This is a genomic window from Micromonospora sp. WMMD723, from assembly GCF_049863385.1.
Taxonomy (GTDB): Bacteria; Actinomycetota; Actinomycetes; order Mycobacteriales; family Micromonosporaceae; genus Micromonospora; species Micromonospora wenchangensis.
Map to the genome: position 1 here is coordinate 3,301,399 of NZ_JBMKNR010000001.1, position 12,055 is coordinate 3,313,453.

The 12,055-nt window shown below is 68.3% G+C and carries 13 protein-coding genes; 9 read left to right on the forward strand and 4 right to left on the reverse strand.

The features are described 5' to 3' along the window. The first annotated feature begins 14 nt into the window (after positions 1 to 14). From ACN261_RS14965 to ACN261_RS15000, 8 genes are all read left to right on the forward strand, one after another. On the forward strand, positions 15 to 647 hold the full coding sequence (locus ACN261_RS14965) for a hypothetical protein (RefSeq protein ID WP_240762630.1): 633 nt from the start codon (positions 15 to 17) through the stop codon (positions 645 to 647). Then, positions 644 to 1,216, forward strand: a complete 573-nt coding sequence (locus ACN261_RS14970; protein WP_425850646.1) for a hypothetical protein — start codon at positions 644 to 646, stop codon at positions 1,214 to 1,216. The genes ACN261_RS14965 and ACN261_RS14970 overlap by 4 nt, the downstream gene beginning before the upstream one ends. Positions 1,217 to 1,387: 171 nt before the next feature. Then, positions 1,388 to 2,374: a DUF932 domain-containing protein gene (locus ACN261_RS14975; protein WP_425850647.1), complete on the forward strand. Its 987-nt coding sequence runs from the start codon at positions 1,388 to 1,390 to the stop codon at positions 2,372 to 2,374. Positions 2,375 to 2,498: 124 nt separating this feature from the next. Then, positions 2,499 to 3,017 (forward strand): hypothetical protein, encoded by a 519-nt coding sequence (locus tag ACN261_RS14980; RefSeq protein ID WP_425850649.1) that lies wholly within the window; start codon positions 2,499 to 2,501, stop codon positions 3,015 to 3,017. Between the two features lie 100 nt (positions 3,018 to 3,117). After that, positions 3,118 to 3,537 (forward strand): hypothetical protein, encoded by a 420-nt coding sequence (locus tag ACN261_RS14985; protein ID WP_425850651.1) that lies wholly within the window; start codon positions 3,118 to 3,120, stop codon positions 3,535 to 3,537. Between the two features lie 68 nt (positions 3,538 to 3,605). Next, a complete protein-coding gene (locus ACN261_RS14990) occupies positions 3,606 to 4,202 on the forward strand; it encodes a hypothetical protein (protein ID WP_425850653.1) in 597 nt (198 codons plus the stop codon). Beyond that, positions 4,199 to 4,594 carry a hypothetical protein gene (locus tag ACN261_RS14995; RefSeq protein WP_425850656.1) on the forward strand — a complete coding sequence of 132 codons (396 nt, stop codon included), beginning with the start codon at positions 4,199 to 4,201 and terminating at the stop codon, positions 4,592 to 4,594. Before ACN261_RS14990 ends, ACN261_RS14995 begins: the two co-directional genes overlap by 4 nt. Before the next feature lie 180 nt (positions 4,595 to 4,774). Beyond that, positions 4,775 to 5,431 (forward strand): hypothetical protein, encoded by a 657-nt coding sequence (locus ACN261_RS15000; protein WP_425850657.1) that lies wholly within the window; start codon positions 4,775 to 4,777, stop codon positions 5,429 to 5,431. A gap of 73 nt (positions 5,432 to 5,504) precedes the next feature. Here ACN261_RS15000 and ACN261_RS15005 read toward each other — a convergent pair whose 3' ends face one another. Genes ACN261_RS15005 through ACN261_RS15015 form a run of 3 tightly spaced genes read right to left on the reverse strand, consistent with a single transcriptional unit; the run spans position 5,505 to position 9,464 of the window. Next, positions 5,505 to 5,741 (reverse strand): hypothetical protein, encoded by a 237-nt coding sequence (locus ACN261_RS15005; protein ID WP_425850658.1) that lies wholly within the window; start codon positions 5,739 to 5,741, stop codon positions 5,505 to 5,507. 7 nt (positions 5,742 to 5,748) lie between these two features. Beyond that, a complete protein-coding gene (locus ACN261_RS15010) occupies positions 5,749 to 6,714 on the reverse strand; it encodes a DUF2637 domain-containing protein (RefSeq protein WP_425850661.1) in 966 nt (321 codons plus the stop codon). After that, positions 6,711 to 9,464, reverse strand: a complete 2,754-nt coding sequence (locus tag ACN261_RS15015) for a BTAD domain-containing putative transcriptional regulator (protein WP_425850663.1) — start codon at positions 9,462 to 9,464, stop codon at positions 6,711 to 6,713. The genes ACN261_RS15010 and ACN261_RS15015 overlap by 4 nt, the downstream gene beginning before the upstream one ends. A 264-nt stretch (positions 9,465 to 9,728) precedes the next feature. Between ACN261_RS15015 and ACN261_RS15020 the strand changes: the two genes are divergently transcribed. Further along, positions 9,729 to 10,355 (forward strand): hypothetical protein, encoded by a 627-nt coding sequence (locus ACN261_RS15020; protein WP_425850665.1) that lies wholly within the window; start codon positions 9,729 to 9,731, stop codon positions 10,353 to 10,355. Positions 10,356 to 10,597: 242 nt separating this feature from the next. Here ACN261_RS15020 and ACN261_RS15025 read toward each other — a convergent pair whose 3' ends face one another. Then, positions 10,598 to 12,055, reverse strand: coding sequence for a caspase family protein (locus ACN261_RS15025; RefSeq protein ID WP_425850667.1), 1,458 nt, complete (start codon positions 12,053 to 12,055; stop codon positions 10,598 to 10,600).

Genomic DNA, 12,055 nt, shown 5'->3' on the forward strand with positions numbered 1-12,055 from the left:
GGAAGGAACAGACCATGGCCACCCCCGACGACCACCCCCACGGCCCGGTGCACGCGCCGGGGTCGCTGCGCTGCCCCGAATGCGGGGAACCGGCCCGGACCGTGCCGCCGCGTGACTGGACCCTCGACGGGTTCGCCTCACGCCCGGTCGCGTCGCACCACGACGGCACCCCGCTATGCCCGGTGCCCGGCCCGAACGGTTCGCAACCGGCGGACCCGATCGGCGTCCCGGCACGGCTGACCATGTGGCAGGCCGTACGGCAATCGTGGCTCATCCACCCTGACTGGACCGTCGCCGATCACCTCGCGTGGCTCGATGACGAGGACTACGACACCGCCACCCTGGCCGGCGACCCGGCGGAGGTGGTCGGGCGGTGGCTGGCCGAGCACCGCCGTGCCGCCCCGGTGGCCTCACTCGCCGATGACCCTCGCGTCTATGTGGTTGCCGGGGGCGACATGGTGGCCGTGTTCGACTCGGCGGACGAGGCCGACGTCATGGCCGTGACGATGACTGCCGCGCACCTCGAACCGGTGAGCCGGTGTCTGACCGAGGCGCAATGGGAACAGGCGCACGCCGTACTGCGGGCGCAGCTACCGCACGTCACCGTGACCGATGCCCGGCCCACCCGCGCCGACGGTGCCTCGTGACCGGCCCATCGGCTCCCGGCCCGGCCGCCGACCGGCCCGGCATCCCGCCCTCGCTGGCCGCGCGTCCTCACGACGCGCGGCGCGGCCTGCCCATCCCGCCGGTCAACATCCACCCCGACTCGACGGGCGGCGGGTCACATGTGGACTTCACCACGATCAACACCACCGTCTCGACCCGCCTTGCGGTCGAACGGAGGTGCTCGCTGTGCGGTGAGCCGATGGGCTATTGGGTGGCGTTCCTCGGCGGCCCCCGGGCCGCTGAGCTGATGCGCTACGCGGACCCGCCGGGGCACCCCGAGTGCATGACCGCCGCCCTGTCACTCTGCCCGCACATCGCGCTTGGTCGGCACCGCCGCGCCCGAGCCGACCGGCCCGGGGCGGGCATCGTCCCGCCGGGGTCGCACGGCGACAAACCCGACCGGTACCTGTTGGGCATCACCCGCGCGTATCGGACCCGGTTCATCCCCGAACACGGGTTCACCGTGTATCTACCGGCCCCGTTCAAAACCGTGCACACCTACGTGTACGGGCCGGACGGGCGGCTACGCCCGGCCACCGACACCCGGTAGGCCGCGCCCGGCGGTGGGCGTCAGATTCGCCGCAGAAACCTCCATCGACTCGAACCGATCGCCTTGATCGACACGTGGAGGTAGGAAACATTGATATTGACGGCGCGGCCGGGGGCGCCACCCCGGCCCGCCGCCCACCCGAACACCACACGACAGGGAAGGGGTGCCACCGTGGCACACGAACTGGAAACCCTCGCCAACGGCCAGACGGCCTTCGCCTCCGCACGGCTGACCGCCTGGCACCAACTCGGCACCGTCACCGACTCGTGCATGACCGCGCAGGAGGTCATGAGCAAGGCGTGGCTCGGCGGCTGGGAGGTTCGCAAGATCGCCCTTCAGGGCATCGAGGTCACCGAGCGTGGGGTGACGAAGGTCGACTGCCCCGACAAGTACATGACGGTGCGCACCAACCCGGCCACCGGGCAGACCGAGTACCTCGGGGTGGTCGGCGAGGACTACTCGGTGGTGCAGAACGAGCAGGTCGCCGAGACCCTCAACCTCCTGGTCGACGCCTCCGGCGCGCACTTCGAGACCGCCGGCTCGATGCGCAAGGGCCGGTCGGTGTTCGTGACCATGAAGCTGCCGACGGCGATGCGGATTGCCGGGGTGGACGACATGGACCTGTACCTCGCGGCCACCACCTCCCACGACGGCACCGCCTCGTTGCGCCTCGATGCGACCCCGGTGCGGATCGTGTGCGCGAACACCCAGGCCCTCGCCTACCAGCGGTCGCGCAGCTCGTACACGTTCCGGCACACCTCGAACGTGACCAGCAAGATCGCCGAGGCGCGGCAGGCTCTCGGGCTGATGTGGACGGCGTTCGACGCGTTCGAGACCGAAGCCGAGAAGATGATCAACGAGTCGTTGACCATGGGCGAGTTCGAGAAGATCGTCGCTCAGGTGTGGCCCCTCGCCGACGACGCCTCCGACACGGCGCGTAACAACGCGAAGCAGCGCACCGCGACGCTGCGCTACCTGATCCGGGACGCGGACACGCAGAAGGCGATCAAGGGCACCCGGTGGGCCGGCTACCAGGCCATCACCGAGTACGTTGACCACTTCGCCCCCGCCAAGTCCAACCTCGCCCGCGCCTCGCGGGCGCTGACCGGTGCCGGAGCGGACCTCAAGGCCCGCGCGTTCGAGCTGTTGGCGGTCTGAGGTGGGCCGGCATTGGGGCCGGCGCGGGAACACCCCGCCCGGCTCCGGTACCGGCGCGCACCCCGCCGCCGACACCACCCCCACCCCGCCCGCCTCGACGCCCCCGCCTCCACCGGAGCCTGCCGTGACGACGCTGCCGACGCCGGAACACACCGCCGGGACCATGATCGCGCTGGCCAACCGAGTGTGCGCGAACTTCGCGGCGGCCGAGGTCGCCCGCGCACTCGCCGAACACTCCACCAGCCATGCCGAACACGCCACCCTCACCGCCCGCGCCGAGCACTGGGAAAGCCTCGTCAACGAGCAGTGGAACGCGCTGTGCGGGGCGATCTGGGCGACGGCACCCGGCGGCGCGCAGGTCGAGCGGTTCCTCCCGGTCCGGCCGCTGACCACCGGTCACGTCGAGCTGCGGGTCCACGACACCCACGCCCGCCGCCTCGTCGTCCTGCTCACCGGCGCGCAGGCCCTCGCCGTGGGCGCGCACCTGACCGCGTACGGAGCGGTCAGCCTCGACCGCAGCGGCCAGAAACTCGACCCCGGCCTGCCCCACGTGAAGGCCGCACCACCGTTCCCCACCGAGGGGACCACCTGGCCACCGACCACCCCCGGCGGTGCCGACGGCCCACCGGCCGCCCAACCCTGACCGCCGCGACGGGAGCCGCGCGACCCGGTCCCACCCCGGGCCGCGCGGCACCCCCTGAGAACGGCTATCCCACCAGCACGCACCCCTGAACGGAGTCCTGATGTACCGGTCTCTGGAGTACGGCGACACCGCCCGGGTGATCAACCCGGCCGACCCGGTCGAGTACCGCCTCGGCACCGTCACCGATGTCCGCTATTCCACCCCGCACACCACCTACGCCCGCAGCTACACCCTGCGCTTTCCCATCGGTGACGAGCGCACCTACCCGGCGGAGAACGTCAGGCGGGCCACCCGCGACGACGACCGCGCCGCCCTGGAGGCCGCCCTCACCTCCGCGTGCGTCGCGGTGCGCGAGGCCTGCCGCATCGCCCACGACTACGACGCCGACCTCAGCACCGGCACGGCGAGCCTGCTGCGACGCCTGGTCGACCTCGCAACCCTGCGCCTCGGCCTGACCCTCGGCCCCGCCCACCCCACCCCGCCGCAGCCCACCCGCAACCAGGACGGAGGCGACCAGTAATGCCACCCCACTCCCCGCAACCGGCACGACCCGCCCGCCCTGCCGAGGTCGCAGGACTCGACGCGAGCGTGGCGCCGGTCCCGGAGCCGTTCTACTGCCGCCGCTGCCGTCGCGCGCTCAACGTCCGCCTCAACAACCGGGGCGCGATCGTCGAGTACCTACACGCGGCCGAGCAGCGCGGCCAACCCAGCGACCACCGCCCCGAGCCCGCACCCCTCACCGAGATCCCCAATCCGATCATCGACTGCGACTTCTGCTCCGCACCCGAGGCCGCCTGGATCTACCGGTGCGCCAACCAGATCACCGACGCCCGCCGAGTCACCGCACAGGTCATCGCCGTAGGCGACTACCAGACTCGACACCACGCGGCACGGGTACGCCGCACCGACACCGAGCACGCCTTCACCCAGGCATGGGGCGAAGGCTGGTCGGCCTGCGACGGGTGCGCTCACCTCATCGAGGCCCGGGACCTGTACGGCCTGATCGGGCGGGTGGTCGAGGCCCTGCCCGCGAAGCTCACCCGAGGCAAACACCTCACGCGCACCCGGGGCCAACTCCACGAACGGTATTCCGACGTGTTCGCAACCCTCGTCCCCGGCCGAGGCCGGATCGCGCCTGGCCACCCGCTCGGCATCTGGACCCACCCGACGGGGAAGACACCATGACCACCGACACGGGGACGCCCGGGTGGCCCGTCCTCACCCAAGCGAAGGCCCGCCGCCGGGTCGGGCCGGTGTGCGGGGCGGAGCGCGTGCCGGTGGGCCGGATCACCGAGGACCCGCACCTGGTCACCTGCCCCGACTGCGAAGGGCTGGCCGACCTCGACGCGCTCCCCGACGACGCGACCGCAGGTGACCCCCGTGTCATCGAGTTGCTGCGCGAGGCGAAGGGCGGCGCGTGCCGCAAGATCGACGGGGTTCTGGTGGACGCGACCACCGCCGCCGCGATCCTGACCGTGTACGACGCGCTCAAGCCCGCCACCCGCGCGAAACTGGCCGCGCTGCGCATCGACCACATGGCGCACGTGGCATGGAAGGTGCTACGCCCACCCACGTGACCGGGTGGGAACGGTGACCGGCGGGCGGACCCGCAAGTGCGGCACCGCCCGGCCGGTCACTTCGCCCGCTGCGGGGCCGCTGAGTACCCGGCCGCCCACCGAGCCAGGAAGTACCCGACCCTCCGGCCCGAGCACCGCCACCTCGACCACGCGAGCGGCAGCCGCTGGCCGGAGAGGAAGATGAACGGCGTGGCACGACAGGTCATCGACGGACGGACCGCCCTCGACCGGGCCGGAGTCGCCGCGCACACCGGCGCGGCCTACTCCACCGTCATCCACTGGCGCAGCCACCGCGCCCGCTTCGGCTTTCCCGAAGGCTTCGCCCACGACGGGCGGGAGTGGTTCTGGCTCGACGACATCGAGGCGTTCCACACCGCCCACCTGAGAGCGAAACGCGCCGAGCTGACGAAGGTCGACCGCCGCGGGGACCCCGAGGATCTCCTCGGCTCGGGCGCAGCAGCGAAGGTGCTCGGATACGGCTCCTACCGCAACCTGCCCGACACCCTGCTCCACCATCCCGACCGGGTCGAGACGCTGCCCGACGGACGGGTCCGCCGCCTGTGGTTCCGCCGCACCATATGGGCCGTCGCCGACGCCCGCACCGGCCGGCAGTCCACCGGCCGACCCCTCGGCGCGACCGGTGCCCGCCAGCCGCACCCGTATGCCGACGACCCGCGCCTCCAAGCCGCCGTCACGCTCCTCGCCGAGGCCGACGCCGCCGGGCAGGACCGGCGTGGGCTCGGCGTGATCCTTGCTCAACAACTCGGCATCACCCCGCGCACCGCGCAACGACTCCTCGCCGCTGCGGCCGACGCGACCGGCGCTGCACCCGCGTAGGGGCCACGAGGACCCGCAGAACACGTCGCCCGGTCCGCCATCGCGAGCCGGGCGACGTGTCCCGTATGCCGACTCAGTCCTCGTCGTTGTCCGCGACGGTCCGAGGCGTCGGCGCCTCGATCAGGTAGCGCAGCGCGCCGTTGACGTCGGTGTCTCGACTTGCGGCAGTACGCGCCAACACGTCGTACACGTCAGCGTCGACCTCAACGGTGCGGCGCGTGGGTAGATGGTCGGTCATCTCTGGTGCCTCCTGACGGTGTTCGGCATGGTGCCCGACCGGGCAGCCGTGCCCATCCACGTCGACCTCCACGCCCCGATCAAGACCGCCGGTCAGCGCGAACCGGGGCCGGGGCCACCGGCCTCTGCGCGGGCGAAGCCACGAGGTGAGGCTCACCGGCTGCGGACAGCGGACGGAGACCGACGGCCGCAGAGGTCTTCGGCCGGATGGTGGCGAGGAGTTCCGATACCCCGCTGTTGCGGAGAGAATGGCCGTTCCGGCGTAACCGGCGCGCGAGGGCATCACGGCTGACCGTGTGGCCTTCGCGAATCAGCTCGTCGCGGGCAGCGCGGGCGGCGGGCAACAGCGGCACGAGATCCGCAGACAGGCCCACGTCATCGTCCGCTTCGATCTCCCCGGCGGAGGCCGCATTCGCAGGCGGCTCACTGTCCCGATCACTCTGGAGCCGGGGGCCCTGCGAGCTGTGGATGGCCGGGCGCTGTTCGGTGACGGGTAGGACCTCTGGGCGCGACTGGTCGACGTCGTCGTCATGGCGTTCGAGTGCGGGATTCGGGTGGGGTGGTGCGGTGTCATCGGCAACCGGCGACTGCGCTGTCGCTGTGGGCGCGGCGGGTGGGGGCGTCGCTGTGGCGAATGTCGGTCGGGGGTTCTCGGATTCGCGGCGGCGGGCGGAGAGTTCCACCAGGGAGACCGAGGCCACGATGATGAGCCCGTCGACGGAGAGCGGCAGGAGGTAGGGCACGGTGCCGGTCTCGCCGTAGCGGGCGACGACTCCGACCATGTGGTGGTAGCTGATCCAGGCAGCGATGGCGGCGATGGTCGAGGCAGCGACGACCCGGATCGCACCGAGCGCCCGCTGGTGCACGGGGATGCGGGTGACCAGCTCGACGGTGATCAACAGAGCGAGGGGCGGCCATGCCGCGATGGCCTGGGCAATCGGGTTCGCCTGCGCGTGCAGGATGTTCGCGGTGACCGAGGCTGCCACCCCGAGGGCCAGGGTGGCGCGTACCGCCCACTGCATCCGACGGAGCCGGGTCTCGGTCATGACGTCCTCCCCGCCCTGGAGGCGGCGGGTGCGAACTGGCGTTCGGCGACGCGGCGGGTGGCCTGCGACGGCTCGGCGTCGACGAGATCGGCGAGGCGTTCCTCCAGACGGCGCAGGGTGCGCCGGACGGCGTCGGGGCGTTGCTGCCGGCCGTGGATCCGCATGATCCGCTGGTACAGCTCCTCATTGACCGGGTCCAGGTCGGTGGCACGTTCGAGGGCGGCCACCGCACGGTCGGGATGGTCGGGTTCGAGGATCTCGGCGATACGGGCATAGGCGGTCAAGATCTGATGGCGGTAGCTGGTGGCGTAGTCGACGGCCCAAGGGTGGTCGTGGCCTTCGGCGAAATCACCCGCGTACAGGTCGGTCGCGCGACGTAGGGCGGCGAGCGTCTCCTCGTCGTTGTCGCTGGTGGTGGCCTGGTTGAAGGCGGTGATCATGTGCCAGAGGTCCACGGCGACGGTCTGCGGGTCGAGGTGATACCGGCCAGAGGCGGGGTCGAAGACGATGAACATGTGCTCCTCGTGATCGGTCGCGGTACGCAGGACACGGCGGGCGGTGGTGATGTCGGTCCGGACGCGCTTGACGGCGGAGGCAGGGTCTACGTCGGGGTGCAGGTCGGCGGCGAGCTGGTAGAGAGTGCGGCCGGCGGGGCGAGCGGCGAGGACGGCGAGAACCGTGTAGGAGCCGCTGCGCATCCCGGTGGTCACCGGGCCGGCGGCGGTGGTGACAGTGATCGGGCCGAGGACCCGAAGGTGCACCAGAGCTGCCGGATTCTCCGGCGGGACCGGACAGGGCTCGACGGTCGGCACGCTCGGTGTGCCGGCGGCAGCCGGATCGTCGAACTCGACGCCGGACTCCGGACGGGCCTGGGCGTCGGTAAGCATGGCCAGGACGGCGGCGAGGTCCCCGGCGCTCAGGGTGGACACCCGGTGCAGGGAGTGCGGGCGGTCGCTGCGGGTGGTGCCATCGCGAGTGATCTCGACCGTGGGAAAGCCGTCGTGAGGGCCAAGGACGATCGGGTGGAGATCCAGGGCGCTGCGGTGGGCGGCGATGGCCTGCACCCGGCCCACGTGCCGAGTGGCCGGTTCGATGAGCAGGACGTACGGCGGCGGGGACTCGGCGTGGTCGCTGCGGGCGTGCAGATCGGCGACGGTGGTGGTGTCGAAGGTGTCCAGCAGTCGTCGTCGGCTGGTCATCTCCTCCTCCGCGTGGGCGATGGCGGCGTCGGTGTCGGCGAGGACGATCAGGCGCTCGCCGTCGTAGGCGGTGCCGTCGGGGTCCAACCCCACCACCGAGGCGTCTGCGGGTAGGAGTTGCGCCAGGAGGTTGGCGGTCGTGACGACGACGGGGCGGACGGAGGCGCTGTCGGCTGCGCAGGTGGTGAGCACTGCGGCGAGGATTGCTCGGGCCGCCGGTACGGCCCCTTCACCGTGTAGGGCGAGGCCGTGCCCGGGGAGGCGGAACAGGCTCACCTCGGTGCCGTTGCCGTCGACTCCGATGGGAGCCGGCATGGTGGGGTGAGCGGGCAGGTTGTTGTCGAGGCCGAGGTGGCGGCGGCCGATCGCATCAGCGTGCGCCAGGGACGGTGGCACCGGGTTAGGGTGCGGCGTTGTGCTCGCGGCCGTGGTGAAGGTCAGCCGGGCGTGGCGACGTCGTTGAAGGCGTAGCAGCGTGGCCACGGCGGCGATGGCGGCGGCCAGTCCGATGCTGATCCAGCCTCGCGCCGGCAGCACGATCCCTGTTTCGTCGTGCGGCTCGGTGTGGGATCGCTCGGGGTGCGTGGCCGATGTCGTGGCGCCGGTCGCTTCTGCTGGTGTGTTCGGCGCAGGGGTGTGCGGCATCGAGGGTTGCGGGGCAGGCGACGTGGGAGGGGTGGGTGGTGCAGAGGGCGTCGTCGCTGCTTCGGGTGCGGCGGGGTCGGAGTTATCGGTGGTAGGGGGCTCTGGCCGGGGTGGAGCGGGTGCTGGTGTGGCCCGGTGGGCGGGGATGGTGAGTTTCCATCCGACGTGGATCGTGTCGGGGTTGGTAAGCGCATAGCCGTTGGCTTGGCGGTGTCCGCGGTTGAGGGTGTAGATCTCCCGCCAACGGGTTGCGTCACCGAGATGCTCGGCAGCCAGGTCCCACAGGGTGTCTCCGGCAACGACCCGGACCTTCTCGCCCGAGACGTGAGGTGGGGGATGGGCGCTGGTGCGGTTGAGGACCGGCAGGGAAGCGTGACGTGCGGACTCCGTCGTCGGCGGTGGGGCGGCGGATGCTGTTGTCGAGGCGGTAGTGGGCCCCTGGCGGGGAAGCGAAGGGTCGGCTGGCGGCGGTTGGGCCGGGGCATCGCGGGTCGGGGTTGCCCGGTCGGCCGGTGGTGGGTCGGCATCGGCTGCGGTGTGGTCGTGCGCGGCGGCGGGAAGGGCGGCAGCGGTCGTGACGGCGGTAGTACCCAGCAGCGCCGCCGCGAGCGCCTGTAGAGGGCCGGGCAGGTGCAGGGTGAAGTGCCATCGCAGGCGAGCGGTGAGGTGCCGGTGTGCGTGGTCGATGACGGCGGCCACGAGCAGTACCCACAGCGCCCAGGCTCCGGCGTACCCCAGCATGGCGATGAAGCTGGCGGTCAGCGGTTGGTGTACCCACGCCCGGAGCCGGTCCGCGGACAGCTCGGGGACGGTGACCCAGCCGACCTGGTAGAGCAGCGCTGGCGGTGCCAACGCGAAGACTGAGGTAACGGTGCGTACGGCTGCTGCCGAGGTCCGTCTTGCCATGGCGTGTCTCCCTCCGGCGTTGCCTGACTTGGTGAGACAGACCGTAAGAACGCGATGGGCGACGACAACGGGTTGAGGACCTTACAGCACCTCACACTTCCTCACACGACCTCACAACCGCAGGTCACAGCGCTACCGGACTAGTTGCTCAAGTGGCGCGGCGTGGAAAAGCGGTGACGTCGGACCATTGGCTACAAACCTGGTCGATCTTGCCGATCCAGGTGCCGGGCTTGACGGTTGCCGAGACATGCCAGCATGTCTCAAGTGAAGCGTAGGGTGGCTCTGTTCTTTTTCGTGTCGGTCGTGGTGGTGGGCGCAGCCGTCATGATCTGGCTGCGACACTCAAGGCCGAAGCTTGTGACGGAAGAGGATATCGGCATCGCTGCGGCTGCCGTCGCACTGATTACCGCATTCCTCACGTATCAGGCAGCATCAGAATCCCGGACGGCCGCAACTGAGTCGCGCCGAGCACTGCAATTGCATTTCCGGCCCAGCGACGCCAGGCTCAGCTTCAGTGTTCGAGATCCGAGTGACCCGCAATCTCAGCTCCTGTCGACACCTGTGTCTGATCCAGCCCTGCTATGGGCGAGCATGATCTTCCAGGGCGATCTGCAAGACGACTACGAGGTGGTCTGGATCGACGACAGCGGAGTCGCTCGCAGTCCGCGTCATGTGCGGCCTGAGTTCGTGGGCCATGAGATCCATGTCAAGCTTGAGGGGATTCAAGCGTCGGAGGCGACAGAAATGATTCGTCAGCCGGTAGCTGCTATTCATAGCCTCAAAATTTACTGTAAGGACACCCATTCAGGAGCGCGGTGGTGCGCATCTTTCTCGTCGCCGCGTCAAACGCTGGGTTCCTATCGTTTGCGCTTCGAACTGGTCGACGAATAGTCGACCCATTGCCTTGATCCTTGAATTTTCAAGCGAGGCTGCGCTGTCTTTCCGTCCGTGGTCGGGCTGTCCAGCCGCACCTGAACCACCCGGTCGACCAGGCCATGCGCAAAGCGGCCGAGCTACCAGCATCTCCGCTTATCGGGAGGCGTCGAACGTCGAAATTTCAAAGGGCTGACAGTGAGAGCCCGACTTGCTCTGAACCCATTCTTTACCACTTTTCGTCTGGTGAACGAAACGCGTTAAGGGTGAATCCATTGCCAGCCGGTAGAGCTAGAAGAGTTTTTCGCTCGCTCCAGCCCTTCAAGTATCCTGCGTGAGGCTTCGGCGTCGGGATGCATATAGCCAAGCGCTTTACTCTGGTCGCGAACGAGGCTCTCAAGGTCTCGAAGAAATGGCCTTCCGGATTTCCACCACGGAAGCCAGGTGCGGGAATCTCGGATGGCCATCAAGAGTTCAAAGCGAGCCCTGAGCGTTTCGATATTGTTTTCCCCTAGTGCGCGATGGGCATCCAGCGAAGCTTCCTCGAGAATGGATATTGCACGGTTGCCGATTTCACGAGAAAGGGCTCGCCCTTTCTGGATCTTAGCTTTTCCTGAGAGTATCCTGCCTAGCCCCCGCCTTGCTGTTAGCGCCTCCGGATCGGACGGAAGGCCAAGATGTTCCCAGCCGGCGACCGCCCTAACTGCCTCTACTTCCGCTTCACTGATGAGGCCCTTTGCGTTCAGCAGGTATGACAACATAGTGCTCTGCCAGAGAGTCTGACGTGAGATGCTTCCGGAATCCTGGAGCGACTGCCTTCGTGTACGGATGTCCTCGATCATTTCGTCTAATCGTGTTCTTTGGTCCTCGCTGAGGAAGTACGCCGATATGGATTCATCGTAAGTTAACTGCTTCGGATCTACATCTCTACTTTGCGATACTGGGATCATCTGTGGCGTGCGGAATGAACCCGCAGGGGAGGAATGGGTCGAGTGTGCAGCATTCTTTACAAAGCAGATTTGGTTTCCATCGTTCCTTGCTCTTTGTTGCGGAAGGGGGCGTGACTTGCTCATGAGTGACCGCTTGACATTTTCGTAGATGATCGACGTGCTAAGCAAGTCCGGCCCGTCTGAGATTCCGTCTTCAAAGAGTCGAAGCAGTTCACCCGTGAATGCAGTGTGTGTTTCATTGGGGGGTGCTAAAGACATCCGTGTTTCGGCTGAAGATGTTATTACGTAGCACCCTTCTATGCTGGCTTCGTCTGCCACACTTCTCGTGCTGCTCATTCCCCCGACGAGGGCGCGGGCGCTGAAGCAGCAATCCAGGATGACTACCTTGCGGCTCGCCTTGCTGGCAAGAACGATTTGTCTTACCCAGTCGTATGGCAGAGTGCTATGAATGGCATTTGAGCGGGACCCGGGCAGTCCAAGGCATAACTCCATTGTCCGCGACGCAGTCAGCCCGTGACCGGCGTAGTATATGAGCAGCGTATCATTTGCACTATTTGCGGCCTTTTCCAGTTCGTTCGTCACTGAATCGGCCGTCTCTGGGTCGCGCAGGACCTTGCAGTGGCTCTTCGGTAAACCCCAGATCGCATCGTCGCACAAGAGTTGACTGAGGCCTGATAAATTATGCCTCACTGCAGGAAGGGGATCAAGGTAATCGTATGTATACGTGCCTACAAGAACGGCCTGCGACTTCTTTGGATCAGATAACAC